Genomic DNA, 23017 nt, shown 5'->3' with positions numbered 1-23017 from the left:
GCCCTTTGCGCTGGACCAGATCAACATTTGTGCGATCAGTTGCGTGTCCAGCATGGCGAAGAGGCCGTATCTTTATTTATTTAATGAATATGTGACGAGAATTTATAAAAAAAATATATTAAGTATTTCTAATTTCATATTTTCGATCTTTTCACACAACCAGAATTAAATTCTTGTAGTCTTTATGCGATATTAAGACTGTATTGGGCGTTTCATAACCCATGTGACATTTCTTCTGGTTTACGAATATTAAGCCGTTTTGTACTAAGGAATACAAACGTGTTTAACCTCGTAGGGTTAGTTCGTTCTTAAATAATGAATTCATGACATGGAGGGTCTATATTGCCATTGAATGGTAAACACGGAGTTGTGATTAGCAGAGTGCCGGTTATGCAAAATGGGTTAGGTGGCGTCATGTCGCGTCATTTTCCCGATTTTGAGATAACGTACTGCCGTTCGATGCAGGAGTTGACGCTACTTCAGTTGCGTCGCGCCGGGGTCGTTATTGCCGATATTTCGGGTGAGTATCGTAATCCTCGCGGCACGCTTGAGCAGTATTATGGATTAATGAATCAGTATCGGGATATTCACTGGATATTCCTTGTCTCGCGTCCTCTTTATCCGCTTGCAGTAGAGCTTCTTATGCGTCCGGAAAGCACGCTGCTTTCAGATATGGAGCCTATTGAAGGCGTCATTAACGCTATTCGCGCGGGCAGTGAACGTGCCGAGCGAATAAGCCAGACGTTATTAATACCGGAAACGCCCGATATTGAAGAGGAGAGTGAGCAAATGATTGCACTCACTCACTCACTCTGAACGCAAGGTGTTGCGTTTACTCGGTAAAGGTTGGGGAATCAACCAAATTGCCACACTACTGAATAAAAGTAATAAAACGATCAGCGCACAGAAAAACAGTGCAATGCGTCGCTTATCACTTCGCAGTAATGCCGATATGTACGCGTGGATAAGCAGTACCCAGGGAATGCGAGAACTCAGTTTAATGTCGGCTTATGGAGAGTTTGAGGAATGGAAAAGACCACTGCAACAAGACATATCGCCGTCATCGAAAGCTGCTCAATGAGCGCTGTGGGGTTGAAGCATCTCTTTGCGATGCCCAGCCTGAGCCATTACCAGGTGCACCTGTTTAGCAGATTCGCCAGCTTTAAAGCGGCGCTCTCGGATATCTCATTCTATGCGGTTATCTATTCACTGTCTGATGAGCGTGAGGAGCGGAGAAACTGTCTTGCCTGTTTACGGGATCTCACCTTCACCCACAGCGACGTCCAGCGTATTGTGCTGGCCTCTGACGAAATGGAGGCGAGGCTGGTCAGCCATCTTTCGCCTTCTCGCTTGCATGGAATCATCAGTAAATCGGTTCCGCTAAAGCAGCTAATGGAGGGCCTGAAGACATTACTCAGCGAAACGCATCAGGTGAACGACAACATGTACAATCACTGGTGTGTTAGCAATCGTATGTTAAGCCCAACCGAGAGGGCGATTCTGCGTTATATGTCATCGGGTTTTTCGATCCCTGAAATTGCAGCACAGCTTGAACGCAATATTAAAACTATCCGGGCGCATAAGTTTAACGCCATGGTAAAGCTGGGCGTCAATTCTGACGTGGGATTACTGGATGCGGCGGATATCCTGGCGCATCTCCCTGCCCGGGAAGTTCGTCGTTCCGCTCTCACCGTTCCTTCATTCTCTTAGCGTTAAATGATGCGCCAGAGTGCTTCTGGCGCATCGTTCAAATGCACACATCCACCCATTTTGCTGCGGTCAGTTCCGCCATTCTGTCGGGCGATATACGCACCGCACTGTGGATGGCGCCCGCTGCGGGTAACACTTCCGCGTATTGTTTTAATGTGATGTCACAGTAAACAGAAAGCGGGTTTTCCAGTCCGAAAGGGCAGACGCCGCCAACAGGATGACCTGTCAGGGTGACTACCTCATCGCTGCTGAGCATGCGGGCTTTTGCGCCGAATGTCTCTTTAAGCTTTTTGTTATCCAGACGCGCATCGCCTTTTGCAACCACCAGAATCACGTCATTTTTAATTTTTAGTGACAGCGTTTTGGCAATTTGGCCGGGTTCAACGTTGTGCGCGGCAGCAGCAAGGGCAACAGTCGCTGTGCTTTGGTTAAGCTCAATGATCTCTATATCCGGAGCGTGTTCGGCAAAAAACTGTTGTACAGACTGCAAACTCATTGATTCCTCCTGACAAATATCCTGCGTAATCTGTCATAAGAATTTAGTCGCTGTAAATATTCCTTAAGTAACAAATATCCGTCTGGGGCGATTTCTGGATCGCCTTCACATTCACAGAAACCGGTTACAGTAACCGGTTGCAGAGCGTGATGCAGAGATTAATACTGAGTGTGTAACTTCCCCTGTATCTAATAATAAGAGCTAATTATGAAACCATTCCGTTTGAGCAGTACCGCAGGTACACGATCCGGCAAGGTTGTGACGCTGATGTATGGAACAACGTGTGACGTGAGAACGTCCGAAACGAACGTATGACAGGAGATCTGCTATGTCTGCCAACCATGCTGCATTTAATCTGATTTTCCGCTTCGTTGAAAATTATGTTAGCCCTATTGCCGGGCGCATCTCTTCCCAGCGTCACGTTATGGCTATTCGTGACGGGTTTATCTCAGCGATGCCGTTTATGATTGTGGGCTCGTTTCTGTTAGTGTTCGCTTACCCACCTTTTTCGCCTGATACCACCTGGGGTTTTGCTCGCGCCTGGCTGGATATGGCGAAGCAGTTTGAAGGCCAAATTCTGACGCCGTTTGATATGACAATGGGGGTGATGTCCCTTTATATCTGTGCGGCTATTGCCTACAACCTGGGCAAACATTACGTTAAAACCCATCAGCTGGATCCGTTCATGTGCGCGATGCTGTCGCTGATGGCGTTCCTGCTGGTCGCCGCCCCTAAAACCAAAGGCGCTTTGCCGGTCGATAGCCTGGGAGGGACCGGTATTTTCACCGCGATTCTGGTGGCGATCTATTGCGTTGAGATGATGCGTTTCCTGAAAGCACACAATATCGGGATCCGCCTGCCAGACCAGGTTCCGCCGATGATCAAAAACTCGTTTGATCTGCTGATCCCGGTGCTGGTGGTGGTGCTGACGCTCTATCCGCTGAGTCTGCTGATCCAGTCGCAGTTCGGTATGCTGATCCCACAGGCCATCATGTCGATATTCAAACCGCTGGTCTCTGCGGCTGACTCGCTGCCTGCGATCCTGCTGGCGGTGCTGATTGGCCACCTGCTGTGGTTTGCCGGGATCCACGGCGCGGCGATTGTCTCCGGGATGCTGCAAATGTTCTGGCTGACGAACCTGGGGGCGAACCAGACCGCGCTGGCGGCAAGCCAGCCTTTGCCACACATCTTTATGGAAGCCTTCTGGACGTTCTTTATCGTTATCGGCGGATCGGGGGCGACGATGGGTCTGGTGTTCTGCTATCTGCGTAGCCGCTCCGCGCACCTGCGCTCTATTGGACGTCTGAGCGTGGTGCCAAGCATTTTCAATATCAATGAGCCGGTGATTTTCGGTACGCCGATTGTGATGAACCCGGTGTTCTTTATTCCTTTCCTGCTGGCGCCGATGGTTAATGCCGTGCTGGCATGGGCAGCGATGAAGTTTGATCTGATTGGCCGCGTGATTTCCGTCGTGCCGTGGACGGCACCGGCTCCGGTTGGTGCCGCCTGGGCGCTGGGCTGGGATTTCCGTGCAGCCATTCTGGTGCTGGTTTTGGCCTGCGTTTCCGCGATTATCTATTTCCCGTTCTTCAAGGTGTACGAGAAACAGTTGCTTCAGCAGGAAGCGGAAGAAGCACAGCGTAATGGAGAAGAGGAAAATCAGCAGGTCGCTTAGGTAAAAGCAAAACGGCAACGCAGGTTGCCGTTTTTAGTGTTGGTTCCCTCTCACTGCGGGTATCAGGCCGGGCCAGACTACTTAAGCGTGCAATCGCCGCACTGCTGGACGTCCGGCAGACGGTAGCGCTGACAGCAGGTACGACGTACCAGAAGTCCCTCACGCGGAACCACGGTGCGGTAAAGAGGGTTATCCCGTCCATCCGATAGCTGTCTGGCAAAGAAACAGCTCTGACGCAGTGCATCCACTTTCTCGTCGCCGAGCAGCGGCTTCATTTCCGTTAAATACCAGTGGATAAGATACCCGGTATTACTCCAGATCAGTTTGCCGTTAATCTCTCCCGTCGCTTCCAGCGCATCAATGACCGGAACCAGCGCTCTTGTAATCAGCCGTTCCATACGCGCCTGCGCTGACAGGTGTCTCGCGCTCGGATCTTCATGTACATCAATCCAGAAACAGGCAGCGCGCCCGGTTTCATGAAATTCAACATGAAAATGTTCCGACGAGAGATCGAGCATCGTTTCCTGGGTCAGCAGGGCTAGCATGACAGGCGGCACCATCAGCCCGATATACCACTGTGCCCAGAGGGATAACAGCGGTTTATTTTCCCGCGTCAGGGTAGGTTGGTTACGATAAATATGGTCGGAAAAGGTTGCCAGCAGCGACCGCAGCTCGGCAGGACGTTGCCACTCAGTCAGCGTCAGCGCATGATGCGGCGGTGCTTCATCCAGTTTGATGAAATCCAGCAGATGGGCGCGCGTTACGGCAATTTTTTCCCGAATGGCATCCGCAAGCGTCGTTTCCCCGGCGGAGAGTGGAGCTCGCCAGAGCAGGGGCTCAACGATGTGTGCGGTACGAGTCGCCATAGTGTGGATTACAAATCTAAATGATAATGATTGCCAATCCTAACTATAGATAAAACCAAGCGCAAGCGTTTTATCCTGGCGCTGTGAAGGCGGTTTCAGGCAGTATGAAGCTCTTCGCTCAGCAGAATGCTGTTACGTCCCATATGCTTGGCTTCATAGAGGGCTTTATCCGCTTTCGCCAGCGCGCCCTCAACGTCTTCACCTTCGAACATGGCGATGCCGATGCTGATGGTCACGTTAGTGGCGACGCTTTCGTTAAACATATGGGGGATTTTAAGATCGTAAACCTTCTGACGTATGCGTTCAGCCGTCTGGCGCGCTTGCTCCAGCGGGATGTTACTCAACAGCACCATAAATTCTTCCCCGCCAAACCGGGCGACAACATCGCGTGAGCGCACGGCGTCGCGTATCGCAGCCGAGACCCTGATCAAGGCCTGATCGCCCATCATATGGCCGTAATGGTCGTTGTAGGCTTTGAAGTGGTCGATATCCATCAGCAGCACGAAGTGCTCGCCAGCGTCAGGCCTGGGAAGGTTCTCCAGCCGGCTTTGCAGCCCGCGACGGTTATACAGGCCGGTGAGCGGGTCCATCATGCTGAGATCGGTCAGGGTTTCGCGCTCCTCCAGCAGTTCGGAAAGCAGCTCCTGGGCGAAACGGTCATTGCGCCGCTGAAGAACATGATGGATACCAATGGCGACCACCGGCAGCGCGAAAAAATAGGCCATTCTCAGCCAGTTTTCGGACGGGCTAAGCCACAGGCAGGATATAAATGCGGGAAATGAATGTAACGTAAAGGCTTTAATATTACTCGCGAACGCCAGAGACCCTATAAAAAGCACTGTTAATAGCGCCATCATTAAATAGGTCGCGTGATCGTGCGTGATTAACAGAAATTTAGAGACGATCTGCCAGGCCCATAAAAGACCAAAAATAGCTGAAACAACAGGGATATTTATTTTTCGCGTGCTGTTTTTCCAGTGCCAGATAAGTAAGCCTGTGCTGATAGTCAGTACGGCAAAGAGCGGGACTGATAACACACGTACGGAATAGAGAGGATTTGTTACCGAGAACAATGCTGATGCGGCGTTCAGAAATAAAAACAAACGTAAAGATAGCTGATATTTCTTGTTGACTAAAGACAGCCAGGATTGTGATGTCATATGCGTGCGTTTTTATTAAAACTCAATTAAAACAATGAGCAAGGTGTTGTTGTGTAATATTGGTCGCTACAAAATTGAATTTTTATTATCAGAAAAACTTTATCGGAAGTTAACAGGTGGGCAATTTATCACCTTACACATTCTCTGTCATTATGGGAAAGCAATTGCTGGCGCAATTTATTACGTCGCCTGCTGACAAGTGATAATTACTATCATATGATACTGGTTATCATTATCAGTGCGAGAGGTGAAACCATGTTGAGCAAAGCGCTGGGAAGTGGGTGGGGAATATTACTGCCTGGTTCCATTATCGGTGGGCTGATGTTTGCCGATCTCCCCATTGATGTCTGGAAAGCAATGATTGTTTCAGGCTTGCTGGTGACATCCGCGATGATCTGGCACAAACAGTTACGGCATTATGTCCTGCTGCCTTCATGCGTGGCGCTAATCAGTGGACTGCTGGTGATTCTGATGAGTTTGAAATAAAAGAGAAAAATAAGAGGGACTGCTGAGAGGATGTAAGATAATTGGTGCGAGGGGGGGGACTTGAACCCCCACGTCCGTAAGGACACTAACACCTGAAGCTAGCGCGTCTACCAATTCCGCCACCTTCGCACAGTCATCTTACTGGTTTGATATCGCCTCGTTGGTGCGAGGGGGGGGACTCGAACCCCCACATCCTAAGGACACTAACACCTGAAGCTAGCGCGTCTACCAATTCCGCCACCTTCGCCCAGTGCGAGCAATATCAACGTGATTTATGGTGCGAGGGGGGGGACTTGAACCCCCACGTCCGTAAGGACACTAACACCTGAAGCTAGCGCGTCTACCAATTCCGCCACCTTCGCATACCATCGACACTGTAAAAGTATCGTAACCACGGAGGCGCATTCTAGATGTTTTCAGCTTTACGTCAACAGAAAATTGCGCACGTTGTTTTGATTGCTGCAAAATTGGGCGATGGCAGCGTCAGCCATCGCCGGACCGGGGGGGTTACTTTTTCGCCTGGCGCGTCATCACGGTGCGATAGACCTTAAAGCGACCCGTCTGGGCGATCACTTCGTGGAAGCCAAAGGTTTCGTCCAGTACTTTCGGGTATGCGAGGAAGGCGTTCGCCACAATACGCAGCTCACCGCCGCTGTTGAGGTGACGGGTTGCGCCACGGATCAGCGTTTGCGCCGCTTCAAGGCTGGTCTCCATTCCGTCGTGGAACGGCGGGTTAGAGATGATCATGTCAAAGCGACCGGTCACGTCGGAGAAGACGTTGCTGGCAATCACGTCGCCTTCAATGCCATTCGCAGCAAGCGTGGCGCGGCTGGCTTCTACCGCCGGAGCGCTCACGTCACACAGGGTTAAACGCACTTTTGGTGAGTGACTGGCGAGAACCGTTGACAGCACGCCCGCGCCACAGCCGACGTCCAGCACTTTGCCCTTGGTATGAGGCGTCAGGGTGGACAGCAGCAGCTTACTGCCCGTATCGAGCGCATCACGGCTGAACACGCCCGGCAGGGTTTTAATGGTCAGGCCTTCAAGCTGGTACTCGTCCCAGAAGGCGTCGGCATCGAAGGTGGTCTGTTTTTCCAGACGACCATGGTACAGGCCGCAGCGACGGGCGCTGTCGATTTTCGTCAGCGGCGCCCAGGCTTCGAGCATCTGCTCTGCGCTACGCACCCCGCTGCGGTTTTCACCGACAACAAAAATATCGCAGCCGACCGGCAGCAGAGAAAGCAGGTTCATCAGCTGGAACTGGGCTTCCGGCTTGTTTTTCGGCCAGTAGTAAATGAGCGTATCGCAGTCAGCAATATCGCTCTGCTCCGCCGCCAGGCTAAAGCGCGCGCGCTCGCCCATCTGACGGCTCAGCACTTGCCAGTGGTGATAGTACTGGGTGTGGGCACGGCTTTCAGCACAGTCGAAACGTGCGGGCAGGTCATCCTGCATATCTCCGGCAAACAGAATACGGCTCTCTTCGAAATCATCACTGTGACGCAGCAAGACTTCACTTGCCGGGGTAAATGCAGACATGAATTGTTCCTCAATAAACTCAGGCGGGGATTATAGTAGGTAGATGGCGCAGTTTCGACACATTTGCTATATTTGCGCGCCTGAGAGACAGGAGTTTTCGCTATGACATCCCGACGAGACTGGCAGTTGCAGCAACTGGGCATCACCCAGTGGGCTTTGCGTCGCCCGACGGCGTTGCGGGGCGAAATAGCCATCTCCATCCCTGCGCATGTCCGCCTGGTGATGGTGGCAGAAGCGCCGCCTGCCCTGAACGAGCCCCTGATTGAGGATGTCCTTCGCAGCCTGAAGGTGACCCACGATCAGGTATTACAGCTGGCGCCCGAAAGCGTCGCGATGCTTCCCTCTGACAGCCGCTGTAACAGCTGGCGAATCGGGGCGGTGGATGAGCTACCCCTTGAAGGAAGCCAGATCAGTTCGCCAGCGCTGGACGAACTGAAAGCCAACCCAAAAGCGCGTAGCGCGCTATGGCAACAAATTTGCGAATATGAACACGATTTCTTCCCTCACGACGGCTGACCTGACCACCGCGTTCGCGATTGAAACCCGCGCCCATGCCTTTCCGTGGAGCGAAAAGACGTTTGCCAGCAATCAGGGCGAACGCTATTTAAATCTCCGCCTGGACGTTGACGGTGCGATGGCTGCGTTCGCCATCACGCAGGTCGTTCTGGACGAGGCGACGCTGTTTAATATCGCGGTCGATCCCGCATACCAGCGCCGCGGGCTGGGCAGGGAACTGCTTGAGCACCTCATTCGTGAGCTGGAAACCCGTGACGTTTTCACCCTGTGGCTGGAGGTGCGCGCATCCAATGTCGCCGCCATCGCGCTCTATGAAAGCTTAGGCTTCAACGAGGCGACTATCCGCCGTAACTACTACCCCACCGCAGAGGGACGTGAAGACGCCATTATCATGGCTCTGCCGATTGGATAACGAAAATAAGGTTGTAACGATGAAATGGGACTGGATTTTCTTTGATGCCGACGAAACGCTGTTTACGTTTGACTCGTTCGGCGGCCTACAGCGGATGTTTCTCGACTATAGCGTGACGTTCACCGCGGAAGATTTTCAGGACTATCAGGCGGTGAACAAACCACTGTGGGTGGATTACCAGAACGGAGCCATCACCGCGTTACAGCTTCAGCATCAGCGTTTTGACGTGTGGGCTGAACGGTTAAACGTGAGTCCTGGGGTGCTGAACGAGGCCTTCCTGAATGCGATGGCGGATATCTGCGCGCCGCTGCCCGGCGCCGTTTCTTTGCTGGATTCGCTGAAAGGGAAGGTGAAGCTTGGGATCATTACCAACGGCTTTACCGCGCTTCAGCAGATTCGCCTTGAACGCACCGGCCTGCGCGATCATTTCGACGCGCTGGTGATCTCCGAAGAGGTGCGTACCGAAGCCGGATCCGCGTATTTTCGATTATGCGCTGGCGCAAGCGGGCAATCCTGACCGCAATCGCGTGCTGATGGTGGGGGATACGGCAGAATCTGATATTCTGGGAGGTATGAGATCGGGCCTGTCGACCGTCTGGCTGAATGCGCATGACCGCATGCTGCCGGAAGGCATCGAGCCGACCTGGACCGTTACGTCATTGAACGAACTGGAGCAGCTCCTGTGTAAACAATGATTGCCTGCCCCCTGTTGATGGGTAAAATAGCCGCATTTTTCGTATTCCATGATGCGCGGCCTGCTGCCGCGCTTACCTAAGAAGAATTGATTATGACGTTGTCTCCTTATCTGCAAGAGGTGGCCAAACGCCGCACTTTTGCCATTATCTCGCACCCGGATGCCGGTAAAACGACCATCACCGAGAAGGTGTTGCTGTTCGGACAGGCGATCCAGACCGCGGGTACCGTTAAAGGCCGTGGCTCCAGCCAGCATGCTAAATCCGACTGGATGGAGATGGAAAAGCAGCGTGGTATTTCGATTACCACCTCCGTGATGCAGTTCCCGTATCACGACTGTCTGGTGAACCTGCTGGACACCCCGGGGCACGAAGACTTCTCCGAAGATACCTACCGTACCCTGACGGCGGTGGACTGCTGCCTGATGGTGATCGACGCCGCGAAAGGTGTTGAAGATCGTACCCGCAAGCTGATGGAAGTCACCCGTCTGCGCGATACGCCGATCCTCACCTTTATGAACAAACTCGACCGTGACATCCGTGATCCGATGGAGCTGATGGATGAAGTGGAAAACGAGCTGAAGATTGCCTGCGCGCCAATCACCTGGCCGATTGGCTGCGGCAAGCTGTTCAAAGGGGTTTACCACCTCTATAAAGACGAAACCTACCTGTACCAGACCGGTAAGGGTCACACCATTCAGGAAGTGCGCATCGTTAAAGGTCTGGACAACCCGGATCTGGACGCAGCGGTTGGTGAAGAGCTGGCCGCGCAGCTGCGCGATGAGCTGGAGCTGGTTAAAGGCGCGTCGCACGAGTTCGACCGAGAGCTGTTCCTGAGCGGTGAAATTACCCCGGTCTTCTTCGGTACCGCCCTCGGCAACTTCGGCGTTGACCATATGCTCGACGGTCTGGTGGAGTGGGCCCCGCAGCCAATGCCGCGTAAAACCGACACCCGCGAAGTAGAAGCAAAGGAAGAGAAGTTCTCCGGCTTCGTCTTTAAAATTCAGGCCAACATGGACCCGAAACACCGCGACCGCGTTGCCTTTATGCGCGTGGTCTCCGGTAAGTACGAGAAGGGCATGAAGCTGCGTCAGGTCCGTATCGGTAAAGACGTGGTGATCTCCGACGCGCTGACCTTCATGGCAGGCGACCGTTCGCATGTAGAAGAAGCCTATCCGGGTGACATCATTGGTTTACACAATCATGGTACCATTCAGATTGGCGATACCTTCACGCAGGGCGAGATGATGAAGTTCACCGGTATCCCGAACTTCGCGCCGGAACTGTTCCGCCGCATTCGCCTGCGCGATCCGCTGAAGCAGAAGCAACTGCTGAAAGGCCTGGTCCAGCTTTCCGAAGAGGGGGCTGTACAGGTGTTCCGCCCTATTGCTAACAACGATCTGATCGTGGGCGCGGTGGGTGTGCTCCAGTTTGACGTGGTGGTTGCCCGTCTTAAGAGCGAGTACAACGTGGAAGCGATTTACGAATCGGTGAACGTGGCGACCGCCCGCTGGGTTGAATGTTCAGACGTGAAGAAATTCGAAGAATTTAAACGTAAGAACGAAGTTCAGCTGGCGCTGGACGGTGGCGATAACCTGACCTATATCGCCCCGACCATGGTTAACCTGAACCTGACGCAGGAACGTTATCCTGATGTTCAGTTCCGCAAAACGCGCGAGCATTAATTCCCTCTCAAAGCACGGCAGCCGCCGTGCTCTTCTTTAATTCCTGTGTTATTAAACCCTTGCGGAATGTTCTTAATTCACCGCAATTTTTCGCTATTCGTTCGTTTTTTCCCCAATTCTGAATGCACCCCTCTGATTGTGATCTATATTTAACTCAGTGTTTAGCACCGGGCGTGGATGAATTAACTGTTCAATGCATGTCCATTGGTTCTCCATTTTGCCCCGGTGTTAATTCGCAATATATAAAACCAAGATTTAGGGAAGTATGTCGCCCAAATAACGGGCAAAACACAGGAATAAATCGATGAATATGACAAGACTGAAGATTTCTAAAACTCTGCTGGCTGTAACGTTGGGTAGTGTCCTGGTAAGCGGTTCTGCTCTGGCGGAATCCAGCACTATGGATAAAGCGCAAAGTTCCGCCAATACCGCAGGGGAAAAAATCGATAGCTCTATGAATAAAGTCGGTAATTTCATGGATGACAGCTCAATCACAGCAAAAGTGAAAGCCGCACTGGTGGATCACGACTCCATTAAGAGCACCGATATTTCTGTAAAAACCGACAACAAGGTTGTCACCCTGAGCGGTTTCGTTGAAAGCCAGACCCAGGCTGAAGAAGCCGTTAAAGTGGCGAAAGGCGTTGAGGGCGTAAGCTCCGTCAGCGACAAACTGCACGTACGTGACAGCAAAGAATCGTCCGTGAAGGGCTATGCCGGAGATGCAGCAACTACCAGCGAAATCAAAGCTAAACTGTTAGCTGACGACATCGTGCCATCCCGTATGGTGAAAGTTGAAACCACCGATGGTGTGGTCCAGCTGTCCGGTACGGTTGAGAATCAGGCACAGAGCGATCGTGCCGAGTCAATTGCGAAAGCTATTGATGGTGTGAAAAGCGTCAAAAACGATCTGAAAACGAAGTAAAGCAGTACCATTCGCCCGTAAGGCTTAAAACCGCGGGCGAAATAAAAACGATTCTGGAAAAGCCGGTGAGTGACCTGAGCGCTCACGTTTAGCGGCCGACATTAACTATGGTAAAGGAGAGGCTTATGTTTCGTTGGGGCATTATATTTCTGGTTATCGCGTTAATTGCCGCCGCATTGGGCTTTGGTGGACTGGCGGGTACCGCGGCATGGGCAGCGAAAATTGTCTTCGTCGTCGGTATTATTCTGTTCCTGGTCAGCCTGTTTACGGGTCGACGTCGCCCGTAGCAAACGCAATATTTACTAAACAAACTCAAGCCAGTCCTCGTGACTGGCTTTTTCTCGTTTGAGAACCACCGGGGAAGTGCGTTACTGTGTCTCATCACAATAATGAAAACAGGAAGGCATAGGTGGGGCAACGAATTCCCGTTACGCTCGGCAATATTGCGCCGCTGACGTTAAAACCGTTTCATGCAGGCCAGCTTGCGCTGGTCTGTGAAGGGGGAGGGCAGCGCGGTATTTTTACCGCCGGCGTGCTCGACGAATTTATGCGCGCGCAATTCAACCCGTTCGATCTCTATTTCGGTACCTCTGCCGGGGCGCAGAACCTCTCCGCCTATGTCTGCAACCAGCCCGGCTATGCGCGCAAAGTGATTATGCGCTATACCACCTCGAAAGAATTCTTCAATCCGGTACGCTTCGTGCGCGGCGGGAACCTGATCGATCTCGACTGGTTACTGGATGCCACCTCCAGCCAGATGCCGCTGGCCATGGATACCGCGTCACGACTGTTCGATACCGGCAAAGAGTTCTGGATGTGCGCCAGCCGTGGCGATGACTATTCGCCGGGTTACTTTTCGCCGCAGAAAGAGAACTGGCTGGATATCATCCGCGCATCCAGCGCGATCCCGGGATTCTACCGCACCGGCGCGTTGCTGGAGGGGATAAGCTATCTTGACGGTGGTATCAGCGACGCGGTGCCGGTACAGGAGGCGGCGCGGCGCGGGGCAAAAACCATTGTGGTGATCCGCACGGTGCCTTCGCAGATGTATTACACCCCACAGTGGTTTAAGCGGATGGAACGCTGGCTGGGCGACAGCAGCCTGCAACCGCTGGTGAATATTGCGAAGCAGCATGAAACCACCTACGGCGCGATGCAGCGTTTTATTGAAAAACCACCGGGCAAGCTGCGCATCTTTGAAATTTATCCGCCGAAGCCGCTGTTGAGCATGGCGCTGGGCAGTCGGTTGCCTGCGTTGCGTATGGATTACAAAACGGGGCGGCTGTGCGGGCGTTACTTCCTGGCGACCGTCGGGAAAATGCTGGCCGAGCAACCGCCTCTTCATCGGCATAAAAGCATCATTTTGCCGCCTGCCGTTGTGGCCAATGACGCGGTGGCGATGCCGCTGGTGGACGCGCCGCAGGCCAACGATGGCTTACTCGATAACGAGGATCTGGCGTGACGCGCTGCTTTATCGATACCCATTGCCACTTTGATTTCCCGCCGTTTAGCGGGGAGGAAACATCCAGTCTTGCGCGTGCGGCTGAGGCCGGTGTGAGAGCCATTATTGTGCCCGCTATTGAAGCGGCGAGATTCGACAAAGTTCTGGCGCTTGCCCGGGGGCACGATGCGCTGTATGCCGCGTTGGGTCTGCATCCGATCGTTATTGAGCACCATCTTGATGACCATCTCGACAGGCTGGATGCCACGCTGCAAAACGCGGATACGAAGCTGGTTGCCATCGGTGAGATCGGCCTCGATCTCTATCGTGAAGATCCGCAGTTTGAACGCCAGCAGACGATTCTGGACGCGCAGCTCCGGTTGGCAAAGCGCCACGATCTGCCGGTGATCCTCCACTCCAGACGTACCCATGACAAACTGGCGATGCACCTGAAGCGCATCGACGTGCCGCGCAGGGGCGTGGTCCATGGTTTCGCTGGAAGCCTTCAGCAGGCGCAGCGTTTTATCGAGCTGGGCTATAAAATTGGCGTCGGTGGCACCATTACCTATCCGCGTGCCAGCAAAACCCGTGATGTGATGGCACAGCTCCCGCTGACCTCGCTCCTGCTGGAAACGGATGCCCCTGACATGCCGCTGAATGGTTTTCAGGGCCAGCCTAACCGTCCGGAGCAGGCGGCGCGCGTTTTTGATGTGCTGTGTGAGTTGCGTCAGGAGCCTGAAGATGTGATTGCCAGCGCGCTGCTGGAAAATACCCGAGCGGTCTTCGGCATCACGCTATAGATAAAGGGCCGGGCGGATCACCGTGATCTGCTGCCGTTCCAGGGCCTGCGCCAGCGGCTCGATGTCCTCCGGCGTGGCGCTCCGCCATCGCGCCGCCTCCCCGTAAACCCCATGGGCATGAAACGCGTTGATCCGCACCGGAACGTTCCCCAACGTGTGGATAAAAGCGGTCAGCGATGGCAGATGTTGCAGATAATCACACCGATCGGGGATCACCAGCAGGCGCAGCTCCGTCAGGCGATGACGATCGGCCAGCCAGCGGATGCTCTGCTTGATCAGCGTGTTTTCGCGCCCGGTCAAAAACGGTGATGTTCATTGCCCCAGGCTTTCAGATCCACCATCGCGCCGTCAAACACCGGAAACAGCTTTTGCCAGCCGGTTTCGCTTAACAGGCCGTTGCTGTCCACCAGGCACGTCAGATGGCGCAGGGACGGATCGGCTTTGATTGCGGTGAAAAGCGCAACCAAAAACGGCAGCTGCGTGGTGGCCTCACCCCCGCTGACGGTCACGCCCTCAATAAACGGCGCGCACGTGAGAACCCGGGAGAGGATCTCCTCGACGCTATAGCGCTGCGCCATCGGCGTCGCCTGCTTCTGACACAGGTGCAGGCAGGTGTCGCACTGCTGACAGTGATTCTCCTGCCACCAGACGCGCCCGGCCTGAATCGTCAGCGCATCATGCGGACAGTGGGGTAAACAGTCGCCGCAGTCGTTGCAGCGCCCTATCGTCCACGGGTTGTGGCAGGTTTTGCAGCGCAGGTTACAGCCCTGGAGGAACAACGCCAGGCGGCTGCCCGGCCCGTCCACGCAGGAGAAGGGTATGACCTGACTAACTAAAGCGCATCTGCTGTTCATGACTTATCACGCGCGGCTGACGTTCCAGAATACGGGTATTGCGCGCGGCCTCCTCGCCGAGCCAGGTGGTGTTGGTGCGCGAGCCGGCCTCCCGGTATTTCTCCAGATCGGAGAGCCGCACCATATAGCCGGTAACGCGCACGAGATCGTTACCCGCAACGTTGGCGGTAAACTCGCGCATACCGGCGTTGAACGCCCCCAGGCACAGCTGCACCACAGCCTGAGGATTGCGTTTAACCGTTTCCTCCAGGGTGAGAATGTCGCTGATCCCGGAAGCGTAGTGCTTGTGGTGCGGCGCAACGGCCAGCAGGTGGCTGATGGGATCCGGCTCGCCGCCGTAGGGCAGGCGTGCGCCCGGCGTGGTGCCCGAGTCAGAGCTGATCCCCGACTGCGCATGTAGCATCGCGCGGTGCTGCCAGCCGTGTTTCACCGGCGTGTTTTCGACAAACTCCGCAAGCTGTTCACTGATGCGGTAGCCCAGCGCATTGGCCTGTTCGTTCTTACCGTAACGTCCCGTAATGCCTGCTTTCTCGCACAGCACGTTCACCGCTTCGGCCAGACCGTACATGCCAAACATCGGCACAAAGCGATCGGCATCAATCAGCCCCTCTTTTACCAGGAAGCTATTCTCAAAGAAGCCGGATTGTTCATATAAAAAATCGCAGCGCGCATTGATGATCGCGATTTGTTGCTGGCAGTAGTGGGGAAGGGTACGGGTGAAAAAGTCTTCCGGTGAGCGGCTGTGTTCCGCAATCGCTTTCAGGTTTAGGCGCACCAGCGTGCTGCCGCCGCCCGCCAGCGGCAGGGAGTTGTAACAGCTCACCACGCCATAGCGACCTTTTGTGAAAATTTTATCATTCACCGGGCCATTAGAAATATGCGGTTTACTACATTCACAAATGTTTTTCGCCACGCTCAGCAGCAGATCGCTGGGGGTTACATCCGGGTCGTAGATAAAGGTCAGGTTCGGCGCAACCTGCTTTAGTTCTGCATCCGCGCGAAGGATGGCTCGGGTGACAGGCGTATCCGCCGGGCCGATATTGGCATGCATAAACGCATCGGGCAGGGTTCTGTCCAGGTAACGCCAGAAACGTTTTATTCGGCTATCGATTTCATCCTGTGTTAGAATTTTAACATAGGGGCTGAGGATTTCATCGAGCTGGCCCAGATAGACCGGCATCGATGTGACGGACGGAACATGGTGATAAAGGATAGTGAGCAGCGAGAGGGCATCATCCAGATCTTTCGCCCCTTCCAGCTCCAGCCATTCTGAGCCGTTAGCCAGAAATTTAGCGTAGTCCGGCAGCACGTAGCGCGGTTTGTAAGGCGCATGGCCTTCGAACATGTCGCAGATGAATCCCTCGTCCAGCGCGGCGCGGGCCGCCTCTGGCAGAGCGGGATAGGGCAGATTGTTCTCCGCTTCCAGCGCCAGAAAATGACGTTTTTGTTCTGGGGTTAACACCGGGCTGGTCACAATGTGCTGGCAACGTTGTTGCAGGGCGTCGGGCATGTTCACTTCCTTGGTTGTTCTGCGGATAGTGAACGAATTGTAGGAAGCCAGCCTGGTGGCGCTTTTGATCAGAAAGGGGATATCGCCGATTTAGTCAGCAATTAACGCACTAAAATTTGAAGCAGATCTCATTACAGTAATGCAAATTTGCACACAGTTTTCATTAACTGTGATGAATGTCGAAGTGTGGATGCGGGTGAATGTTAGAATACTCACAGACCCGCAAGGTAAAATTTATACGGCACTGCCGTTGGAGAATGTTATGACCGATTTAACTGCAAGCAGCCTGCGCGCGTTGAAACTGATGGACCTGACCACCCTGAACGATGACGACACCAATGAAAAAGTCATCGCTCTGTGCCATCAGGCGAAAACGCCAGTGGGTAACACCGCCGCCGTCTGTATCTATCCGCGCTTCATCCCGATTGCCCGCAAAACTCTGAAAGAGCAGGGCACGCCGGATGTGCGCATTGCCACCGTAACTAACTTCCCGCACGGCAATGACGATATCGAGATCGCGCTGGCAGAAACCCGCGCAGCGATTGCGTACGGCGCAGACGAAGTTGACGTGGTATTCCCGTACCGCGCGCTGATCGCCGGCAACGAGCAGGTCGGTTTTGACCTGGTGAAAGCCTGTAAAGACGCGTGTGCGGCAGCAAACGTGCTGCTTAAAGTGATCATTGAAACCGGCGAGCTGAAAGAAGAGGCGCTGATTCGTAAGGCGTCTGAAATCTCCATCAAAGCGGGCGCGGATTTCATTAAAACCTCTACCGGTAAAGTGCCGGTCAACGCTACCCCGGAAAGCGCACGCATCATGATGGAAGTCATCCGTGATATGGGCGTGTCCAAAACCGTTGGCTTCAAACCGGCAGGCGGCGTGCGTACCGCAGAAGACGCGCAGCAGTTCCTGGCGATTGCCGACGAGCTGTTCGGCGCCGACTGGGCGGACTCCCGCCACTACCGCTTCGGCGCGTCCAGCCTGCTGGCCAGCCTGCTGAAAGCGCTGGGTCACGGCGACGGTAAGAGCGCAAGCAGCTACTAAGTTGAATTGCCGGGTGGCGCTACGCTAACCCGGCCTAAAGGATCGTGGGGCGGGTCAACATACCCGCCGCCATTCACCCGATTCCGCATGGAGGTTACCGTGTTTCTCGCACAAGAAATTATTCGTAAAAAACGTGATGGTCATGCATTAAGCGACGAAGAAATCCGCTTCTTTATCAATGGCATTCGTGATAACACCATCTCTGAAGGGCAGATTGCGGCTCTGGCGATGACCATTTTCTTCCACGATATGTCGATGCCTGAGCGCGTGTCGCTGACCATGGCGATGCGAGATTCAGGAACCGTTCTGGACTGGAAAAGCCTCAACCTCAACGGCCCGATTGTGGACAAACACTCCACCGGCGGCGTGGGCGACGTGACCTCCCTGATGCTTGGCCCGATGGTGGCAGCCTGCGGGGGTTACATCCCGATGATTTCCGGGCGCGGCCTGGGCCACACCGGCGGTACGCTCGACAAACTGGAAGCCATTCCGGGCTTCGATATCTTCCCGGATGACAACCGCTTCCGCGACATTATTAAAGACGTTGGCGTGGCGATTATCGGCCAGACCAGCTCTCTTGCTCCGGCTGACAAGCGTTTCTACGCGACGCGTGACATTACCGCGACCGTAGACTCCATCCCGCTGATCACCGCCTCTATCCTTGCCAAAAAACTGGCGGAAGGTCTGGATGCGCTGGTGATGGATGTGAAAGTGGGCAGCGGCGCGTTTATGCCAACCTATGAACTCTCTGAGGCGCTGGCCGAAGCGATCGTTGGCGTTTCCAACGGCGCGGGCGTGCGCACCACCGCACTGCTGACGGACATGAACCAGGTGCTGGCCTCCAGCGCCGGTAACGCGGTTGAAGTCCGCGAGGCTGTGCAGTTCCTCACAGGCGAATACCGTAACCCGCGCCTGTTCGATGTCACCATGGCGCTGTGCGTTGAGATGTTAATCTCCGGCAAGCTGGCCAAAGACGACGCTGACGCGCGCGCGAAGCTTCAGGCGGTGCTGGACAACGGCAAAGCGGCGGAGATCTTTGGTCGGATGGTGGCGGCGCAGAAAGGCCCGACCGACTTCGTGGAAAACTACGCGAAATACCTGCCCACCGCGATGCTCAGCAAAGCGGTCTATGCGGATAGCGAAGGCTTTGTCTCGGCTATGGATACCCGCGCGCTCGGCATGGCTGTCGTGTCTATGGGCGGCGGTCGTCGTCAGGCATCGGACACCATTGATTACAGCGTCGGCTTTACCGATATGGCCCGTCTGGGCGACAGCGTTGACGGCCAACCTCCGCTGGCGGTGATCCACGCGAAAGATGAAGCCAGCTGGCAGGACGCGGCGAAAGCGGTGAAGGCGGCAATATCTCTTGACGATAAAGCACCGGAAACCACACCGACGGTCTATCGTCGTATCACTGAATAGCGGTATACTGATCTGATCGCATTTTTATGAAGCACTAAGTACGGAGAACAATTATGAAACGTGCATTTATTATGGTGCTGGACTCATTCGGCATCGGCGCAACCGAAGATGCAGAACGATTTGGTGACGTGGGTTCCGATACCCTGGGTCACATCGCGGAAGCCTGTGCAAAAGGCGAAGCGGACAACGGTCGTAAAGGCCCTCTGAACCTGCCAAACCTGACCCGTCTGGGGCTGGTAAAAGCGCATGAAGGCTCTACCGGTAAGATCGCAGCCGGTATGGACGGTAACGCGGAAGTGGTGGGCGCCTACGCGTGGGCGCACGAGCTCTCTTCCGGTAAAGATACTCCGTCCGGCCACTGGGAAATCGCCGGCGTGCCGGTGCTGTTCGACTGGGGTTACTTCTCCGATCACGAGAACAGCTTTCCGCAAGAGCTGCTTGATAAGCTGGTGAAGCGCGCCAACCTGCCGGGCTACCTCGGTAACTGCCACTCTTCCGGTACCGTGATTCTGGACCAGCTCGGCGAAGAGCACATGAAAACCGGCAAGCCGATTTTCTATACCTCTGCTGACTCCGTGTTCCAGATCGCCTGCCATGAAGAGACGTTTGGCCTGGATAAACTGTACGAGTTGTGCGAAATCGCCCGTGAAGAGCTGACCGAAGGCGGCTACAACATTGGCCGCGTTATCGCGCGTCCGTTTATCGGCGACAAAGCGGGTAACTTCCAGCGTACCGGCAACCGTCACGATCTGGCTGTGGAGCCACCGGCGCCGACCGTGCTGCAAAAACTCGTCGACGAGAAAGACGGTCACGTGGTTTCCGTGGGTAAAATCGCGGACATTTACGCCAACTGCGGCATTACCAAAAAGGTCAAAGCGACCGGTCTGGATGCGCTGTTCGACGCCACCATCAAAGAGATGAAAGAAGCGGGCGATAAGACCATTGTCTTCACCAACTTCGTGGACTTCGACTCCTCCTGGGGCCACCGTCGCGACGTCGCCGGTTATGCTGCGGGTCTGGAGCTGTTTGACCGCCGTCTGCCAGAGCTGATGGAGCTGGTGGGAGAAGATGACATTCTGATCCTGACCGCTGACCATGGCTGTGACCCGACCTGGACCGGTACCGACCACACCCGTGAGCACATTCCGGTGCTGGTGTACGGCCCGAAAGTCAAACCGGGCTCGCTGGGTCACCGTGAAACCTTCGCGGACATCGGCCAGACGATTGCGAAATACTTTGGTACGTCTGACATGGAATATGGCAAGGCTATGTTCTAAACGGATTGGGTGAGGCCTGATGCCCTCACCCCGACCCTCTCCCACAGGGAGAGGGAAAACAGAATGTAGGCCGGGTAAGGCGCAGCCGCCACCCGGAAAAAACAACAATGTAAAAGGAACTGAAGATGGCAACTCCTCACATTAATGCAGAAATGGGTGATTTCGCTGACGTCGTATTGATGCCGGGCGACCCGCTGCGCGCGAAGCACATTGCAGAAACCTTCCTCGAAGACGTGCGTGAAGTGAACAACGTGCGCGGCATGCTGGGCTTCACCGGTACCTATAAAGGCCGCAAAATCTCCGTGATGGGTCACGGCATGGGTATCCCATCCTGCTCCATCTACACCAAAGAGCTGATCACCGATTTCGGCGTGAAGAAAATCATCCGTGTCGGCTCCTGCGGCGCGGTTCGCATGGACGTTAAGCTGCGTGACGTGGTGATCGGCATGGGCGCGTGCACCGACTCTAAAGTCAACCGCATTCGCTTTAAAGATCATGACTTTGCGGCCATTGCTGACTTTGACATGGTGCGTAACGCGGTTGACGCGGCAAAAGCGCTGGGCGTTGACGCGCGCGTGGGCAACCTGTTCTCTGCCGATCTGTTCTACTCGCCAGAAGGCGACATGTTCGACGTGATGGAAAAATACGGCATTCTGGGTGTGGAAATGGAAGCGGCCGGTATCTACGGCGTGGCGGCTGAATTCGGTGCGAAAGCGCTGACCATTTGCACCGTGTCTGACCATATCCGTACTCACGAGCAGACCACCGCTGCCGAGCGTCAGACCACCTTCAACGACATGATCAAAATCGCGCTGGAATCCGTTCTGCTGGGCGATCAAGAGTAATTTCGTTTTCTTCAGGGGGGCAGGTTTGCCCCCTATGGTGCTTACTTCGTCAACACTTCCCACATCAAATTGCTTTCCAGCGTCACCGTATCACCTACGTGATTAAACTGGCGGTCATTCAGCACCGGGGTGAGGGTGAGCTGGCACTCATCGGCGGACCACGAGGCAGGCGTAAAAAGCGTAGCCATTAGCGAAAAAGTCATCAGTAAATGTTTACCCAGGTGTTTCATTTACAGACTCCTTTAGCAGTTTCATAAAACGATTCTTTGTCCTGAGTCTCACTCAGGGATTAATCGATGCGGCAGATGCGCTGCATATTATCGTCAACGGCATAAAGTGCCGGGCTATTGGACATATCAGTGACAAAAACACGCCCGCTGTCCACCGCGCTGACCAGGTAGTTGTTTTTCTCATCCACGATACTGGTCCCTTTTGACAGTCACGAGCCGTCTGCACGTTTCACTTCGAGCATTACGCGACGGGTATTCAGTACTTTGAAATCCAGCTCCCTGAAGGCTGTATGGGCGACAGAAATGTTCTTGATGCCGTTGGGCAGATCCTGACTCAGGTTAAAGCCGATCCACATATGTTTATCGGTGTTTTTCGGCGGGATAGCCTCAAGGGTCACGCGTTTAACGTCACGCCTGTATCGTCAGGAAGATCGACAATGATGGTATAGATCAGGGCCGGGAAGGTGTCGGTATTTTTTACGTTCATGGTGCCGCTGTGAGTCGACTCTTCAATAACCAGCAGCGTGGTTTCTGGCACCATTCCGGCGGCATACGCCTGAGCAAAGAGAGCAGAGAATAATAACGGTGCGGCAATGGCGCACTGAGCGATCGTGGATTCAACTGACATCAAGATTAATCCTTTAACCTGACAAAATACCTCCTCTGTTAAGAGGAGGCATAGTTCACACTTTATCGGGTTGATAATCAGAGATATTTAACGGTAATCGTGGCCTGACCATCCAGGTTGGTATCATCGGTAATCGCGAGGGCCGCGGTATTCTGAATCGCCAGGGAGGTTTTCAGCGGAAATACTGCGGTCGTGAAAGGCAGCGGCGCAGTGGTGCCGGAAGCGGCCACGGTCATCATTTCCATGTTGGCGTTTTTGATGATACCGGTAGCGGTTTTCTGCCAGGACGGGCTGTCCACGGTACCGGAGATAACGTCTGATTTCACGCCGTCGGCGGTGACGTTCGCCACATCAGCAAAGATGGAGTAAGCGCCAATTTTCACGCCGCCCGCGGTTTTGCCCACGCCGTAGGACTGGGTGGTGTCGGAAACGTTGCCGCCCGCCGCGTCTGCGGTGTTAATGGTGATCACAGAAGCACCCGGATGGGTGTCTGCGCGGTCATCGCTGATGGTCCAGCCAGCTTTAGTGGCTACCGGGCAGGTGATGGTCAGGGAGATATCTTTCTGACCCAACTGGTTAACGCTGGTCGCGGAGAGATCCGCCAGGTGGATAAGACCATAATCCACCTCGCCGCCGCCGCTTAACTGCGGGGTGCAGGCGGCAACGGAGAGTAAACCGGTCACTTTCAGTACGGCGGTAGAGGCGGCGTTAGCGGCAGTCGCGGAGAGGGCCAGCGCAACGGCAGTGGCAACTAAAATCTTTTTCATTGTTGTTCCTTAACAAATGCAGGCCATCACGCTCAGTTCACAAGC

21 protein-coding genes, 3 tRNA genes and 5 pseudogenes are annotated in these 23017 nt (G+C 54.3%); 16 read left to right on the top strand and 13 right to left on the bottom strand.

Features of this window, described 5'->3' with window-relative positions:
• Positions 1 to 339: 339 nt before the first annotated feature.
• Both AM329_RS14110 and bglJ read left to right on the top strand, forming a co-directional pair.
• A pseudogene (locus AM329_RS14110) lies at positions 340 to 1081 on the top strand (LuxR C-terminal-related transcriptional regulator).
• Complete coding sequence (gene bglJ / locus AM329_RS14105) at positions 1078 to 1710, top strand: DNA-binding transcriptional activator BglJ (protein ID WP_003856573.1); 633 nt, start codon at positions 1078 to 1080, stop codon at positions 1708 to 1710. The pseudogene AM329_RS14110 and the gene bglJ overlap by 4 nt, the downstream one beginning before the upstream one ends.
• A gap of 37 nt (positions 1711 to 1747) precedes the next feature.
• Here the strand turns inward: bglJ and AM329_RS14100 are convergent, their stop codons facing one another.
• Positions 1748 to 2206, bottom strand: a complete 459-nt coding sequence (locus AM329_RS14100) for a YbaK/EbsC family protein (RefSeq protein WP_003856572.1) — start codon at positions 2204 to 2206, stop codon at positions 1748 to 1750.
• Between the two features lie 328 nt (positions 2207 to 2534).
• Between AM329_RS14100 and AM329_RS14095 the strand changes: the two genes are divergently transcribed.
• A complete protein-coding gene (locus AM329_RS14095; protein WP_003856571.1) occupies positions 2535 to 3881 on the top strand; it encodes a PTS cellobiose transporter subunit IIC in 1347 nt (448 codons plus the stop codon).
• Positions 3882 to 3958: 77 nt separating this feature from the next.
• Here AM329_RS14095 and fhuF read toward each other — a convergent pair whose 3' ends face one another.
• Together fhuF and AM329_RS14085 are read right to left on the bottom strand one after the other, a co-directional pair.
• Positions 3959 to 4747 carry a siderophore-iron reductase FhuF gene (gene fhuF / locus AM329_RS14090; protein ID WP_032608458.1) on the bottom strand — a complete coding sequence of 263 codons (789 nt, stop codon included), beginning with the start codon at positions 4745 to 4747 and terminating at the stop codon, positions 3959 to 3961.
• A gap of 95 nt (positions 4748 to 4842) precedes the next feature.
• Positions 4843 to 5907, bottom strand: coding sequence for a GGDEF domain-containing protein (locus AM329_RS14085; RefSeq protein ID WP_003856569.1), 1065 nt, complete (start codon positions 5905 to 5907; stop codon positions 4843 to 4845).
• A gap of 216 nt (positions 5908 to 6123) precedes the next feature.
• Here AM329_RS14085 and AM329_RS14080 point away from each other — a divergent pair, with 216 nt between their 5' ends.
• Entirely contained in the window at positions 6124 to 6393 is a 270-nt protein-coding gene (locus AM329_RS14080) for a DUF1435 domain-containing protein (RefSeq protein ID WP_026080652.1), read from the top strand.
• 42 nt (positions 6394 to 6435) lie between these two features.
• Here AM329_RS14080 and AM329_RS14075 read toward each other — a convergent pair.
• From AM329_RS14075 to rsmC, 4 genes are all read right to left on the bottom strand, one after another.
• A tRNA-Leu gene (locus AM329_RS14075) sits at positions 6436 to 6522 on the bottom strand.
• Between the two features lie 32 nt (positions 6523 to 6554).
• Positions 6555 to 6640: transfer RNA gene (locus AM329_RS14070), tRNA-Leu, on the bottom strand.
• Between the two features lie 28 nt (positions 6641 to 6668).
• A tRNA-Leu gene (locus AM329_RS14065) sits at positions 6669 to 6755 on the bottom strand.
• Positions 6756 to 6900: 145 nt separating this feature from the next.
• On the bottom strand, positions 6901 to 7929 hold the full coding sequence (gene rsmC / locus AM329_RS14060; protein WP_023324121.1) for a 16S rRNA (guanine(1207)-N(2))-methyltransferase RsmC: 1029 nt from the start codon (positions 7927 to 7929) through the stop codon (positions 6901 to 6903).
• 102 nt (positions 7930 to 8031) lie between these two features.
• Here rsmC and AM329_RS14055 point away from each other — a divergent pair, with 102 nt between their 5' ends.
• The 8 genes and pseudogenes from AM329_RS14055 to AM329_RS14020 all read left to right on the top strand — a co-directional run bounded on the left by AM329_RS14055 (position 8032) and on the right by AM329_RS14020 (position 14397).
• Positions 8032 to 8445, top strand: coding sequence for a DNA polymerase III subunit psi (locus AM329_RS14055; protein WP_003856566.1), 414 nt, complete (start codon positions 8032 to 8034; stop codon positions 8443 to 8445).
• Complete coding sequence (rimI, locus tag AM329_RS14050) at positions 8414 to 8857, top strand: ribosomal protein S18-alanine N-acetyltransferase (RefSeq protein ID WP_003856565.1); 444 nt, start codon at positions 8414 to 8416, stop codon at positions 8855 to 8857. Before AM329_RS14055 ends, rimI begins: the two co-directional genes overlap by 32 nt.
• A 19-nt stretch (positions 8858 to 8876) precedes the next feature.
• Positions 8877 to 9552, top strand: a pseudogene (yjjG, locus tag AM329_RS14045) (pyrimidine 5'-nucleotidase).
• A gap of 92 nt (positions 9553 to 9644) precedes the next feature.
• Positions 9645 to 11234 carry a peptide chain release factor 3 gene (gene prfC / locus AM329_RS14040; protein ID WP_003856562.1) on the top strand — a complete coding sequence of 530 codons (1590 nt, stop codon included), beginning with the start codon at positions 9645 to 9647 and terminating at the stop codon, positions 11232 to 11234.
• Between the two features lie 304 nt (positions 11235 to 11538).
• Complete coding sequence (osmY, locus tag AM329_RS14035; RefSeq protein WP_003856559.1) at positions 11539 to 12156, top strand: molecular chaperone OsmY; 618 nt, start codon at positions 11539 to 11541, stop codon at positions 12154 to 12156.
• A gap of 125 nt (positions 12157 to 12281) precedes the next feature.
• Positions 12282 to 12443, top strand: a complete 162-nt coding sequence (locus AM329_RS14030) for a DUF1328 domain-containing protein (RefSeq protein WP_003856556.1) — start codon at positions 12282 to 12284, stop codon at positions 12441 to 12443.
• A gap of 122 nt (positions 12444 to 12565) precedes the next feature.
• Positions 12566 to 13618 (top strand): patatin family protein, encoded by a 1053-nt coding sequence (locus AM329_RS14025; protein ID WP_003856550.1) that lies wholly within the window; start codon positions 12566 to 12568, stop codon positions 13616 to 13618.
• A complete protein-coding gene (locus AM329_RS14020; RefSeq protein WP_032608462.1) occupies positions 13615 to 14397 on the top strand; it encodes a TatD family hydrolase in 783 nt (260 codons plus the stop codon). Before AM329_RS14025 ends, AM329_RS14020 begins: the two co-directional genes overlap by 4 nt.
• Here the strand turns inward: AM329_RS14020 and AM329_RS14015 are convergent.
• Positions 14392 to 15251, bottom strand: a pseudogene (locus AM329_RS14015) (YjjW family glycine radical enzyme activase). The gene AM329_RS14020 and the pseudogene AM329_RS14015 sit on opposite strands and share 6 nt — an antisense overlap.
• Positions 15226 to 16761, bottom strand: a complete 1536-nt coding sequence (locus tag AM329_RS14010; protein ID WP_032608464.1) for a YjjI family glycine radical enzyme — start codon at positions 16759 to 16761, stop codon at positions 15226 to 15228. Before AM329_RS14010 ends, AM329_RS14015 begins: the two are co-directional and overlap by 26 nt.
• A gap of 262 nt (positions 16762 to 17023) precedes the next feature.
• Here AM329_RS14010 and deoC point away from each other — a divergent pair, with 262 nt between their 5' ends.
• The 4 genes from deoC to deoD all read left to right on the top strand — a co-directional run bounded on the left by deoC (position 17024) and on the right by deoD (position 21347).
• The gene (gene deoC, locus AM329_RS14005) at positions 17024 to 17803 is read left to right on the top strand and encodes a deoxyribose-phosphate aldolase (RefSeq protein ID WP_003856543.1); all 780 of its coding nucleotides are present in this window, start codon (positions 17024 to 17026) and stop codon (positions 17801 to 17803) included.
• 99 nt (positions 17804 to 17902) lie between these two features.
• On the top strand, positions 17903 to 19225 hold the full coding sequence (deoA, locus tag AM329_RS14000) for a thymidine phosphorylase (RefSeq protein WP_032608465.1): 1323 nt from the start codon (positions 17903 to 17905) through the stop codon (positions 19223 to 19225).
• 53 nt (positions 19226 to 19278) lie between these two features.
• Entirely contained in the window at positions 19279 to 20502 is a 1224-nt protein-coding gene (gene deoB, locus AM329_RS13995) for a phosphopentomutase (protein WP_003856540.1), read from the top strand.
• Positions 20503 to 20627: 125 nt separating this feature from the next.
• A complete protein-coding gene (gene deoD / locus AM329_RS13990; protein WP_022650368.1) occupies positions 20628 to 21347 on the top strand; it encodes a purine-nucleoside phosphorylase in 720 nt (239 codons plus the stop codon).
• A 41-nt stretch (positions 21348 to 21388) separates the two neighbouring features.
• Here deoD and AM329_RS26130 read toward each other — a convergent pair.
• The 4 genes and pseudogenes from AM329_RS26130 to AM329_RS13970 form a co-directional block, all read right to left on the bottom strand.
• Positions 21389 to 21487: pseudogene (locus AM329_RS26130) on the bottom strand (hypothetical protein); the annotation flags it as partial.
• Positions 21488 to 21573: 86 nt separating this feature from the next.
• Positions 21574 to 21912: pseudogene (locus AM329_RS25900) on the bottom strand (FimD/PapC C-terminal domain-containing protein); the annotation flags it as partial.
• A gap of 59 nt (positions 21913 to 21971) precedes the next feature.
• Entirely contained in the window at positions 21972 to 22205 is a 234-nt protein-coding gene (locus AM329_RS13975; RefSeq protein ID WP_022650371.1) for a hypothetical protein, read from the bottom strand.
• 77 nt (positions 22206 to 22282) lie between these two features.
• On the bottom strand, positions 22283 to 22972 hold the full coding sequence (locus tag AM329_RS13970; protein WP_003856531.1) for a DUF1120 domain-containing protein: 690 nt from the start codon (positions 22970 to 22972) through the stop codon (positions 22283 to 22285).
• Positions 22973 to 23017: the final 45 nt, after the last annotated feature.

The sequence above is a fragment of the Enterobacter cloacae complex sp. AR_0002 genome, assembly GCF_001922365.1.
Lineage (GTDB): Bacteria > Pseudomonadota > Gammaproteobacteria > Enterobacterales > Enterobacteriaceae > Enterobacter > Enterobacter hormaechei_C.
Note: the sequence above shows the minus strand (reverse complement) of the source record. Positions and strands in the feature narration are given on the sequence as shown.

Bases quoted from the DNA above. Each gene is read 5' to 3' on its own strand.
- bglJ (WP_003856573.1), top strand. From the start codon at position 1,078: ATGAGCGCTGTGGGGTTGAAGCATCTCTTTGCGATGCCCAGCCTGAGC.
- AM329_RS14100 (WP_003856572.1), bottom strand. From the start codon at position 2,206: ATGAGTTTGCAGTCTGTACAACAGTTTTTTGCCGAACACGCTCCGGAT.
- AM329_RS14095 (WP_003856571.1), top strand. From the start codon at position 2,535: ATGTCTGCCAACCATGCTGCATTTAATCTGATTTTCCGCTTCGTTGAA.
- fhuF (WP_032608458.1), bottom strand. From the start codon at position 4,747: ATGGCGACTCGTACCGCACACATCGTTGAGCCCCTGCTCTGGCGAGCT.
- AM329_RS14085 (WP_003856569.1), bottom strand. From the start codon at position 5,907: ATGACATCACAATCCTGGCTGTCTTTAGTCAACAAGAAATATCAGCTA.
- AM329_RS14080 (WP_026080652.1), top strand. From the start codon at position 6,124: ATGATACTGGTTATCATTATCAGTGCGAGAGGTGAAACCATGTTGAGC.
- rsmC (WP_023324121.1), bottom strand. From the start codon at position 7,929: ATGTCTGCATTTACCCCGGCAAGTGAAGTCTTGCTGCGTCACAGTGAT.
- AM329_RS14055 (WP_003856566.1), top strand. From the start codon at position 8,032: ATGACATCCCGACGAGACTGGCAGTTGCAGCAACTGGGCATCACCCAG.
- rimI (WP_003856565.1), top strand. From the start codon at position 8,414: ATGAACACGATTTCTTCCCTCACGACGGCTGACCTGACCACCGCGTTC.
- prfC (WP_003856562.1), top strand. From the start codon at position 9,645: ATGACGTTGTCTCCTTATCTGCAAGAGGTGGCCAAACGCCGCACTTTT.
- osmY (WP_003856559.1), top strand. From the start codon at position 11,539: ATGAATATGACAAGACTGAAGATTTCTAAAACTCTGCTGGCTGTAACG.
- AM329_RS14030 (WP_003856556.1), top strand. From the start codon at position 12,282: ATGTTTCGTTGGGGCATTATATTTCTGGTTATCGCGTTAATTGCCGCC.
- AM329_RS14010 (WP_032608464.1), bottom strand. From the start codon at position 16,761: ATGCCCGACGCCCTGCAACAACGTTGCCAGCACATTGTGACCAGCCCG.
- deoC (WP_003856543.1), top strand. From the start codon at position 17,024: ATGACCGATTTAACTGCAAGCAGCCTGCGCGCGTTGAAACTGATGGAC.
- deoB (WP_003856540.1), top strand. From the start codon at position 19,279: ATGAAACGTGCATTTATTATGGTGCTGGACTCATTCGGCATCGGCGCA.
- deoD (WP_022650368.1), top strand. From the start codon at position 20,628: ATGGCAACTCCTCACATTAATGCAGAAATGGGTGATTTCGCTGACGTC.
- AM329_RS13975 (WP_022650371.1), bottom strand. From the start codon at position 22,205: ATGTCAGTTGAATCCACGATCGCTCAGTGCGCCATTGCCGCACCGTTA.
- AM329_RS13970 (WP_003856531.1), bottom strand. From the start codon at position 22,972: ATGAAAAAGATTTTAGTTGCCACTGCCGTTGCGCTGGCCCTCTCCGCG.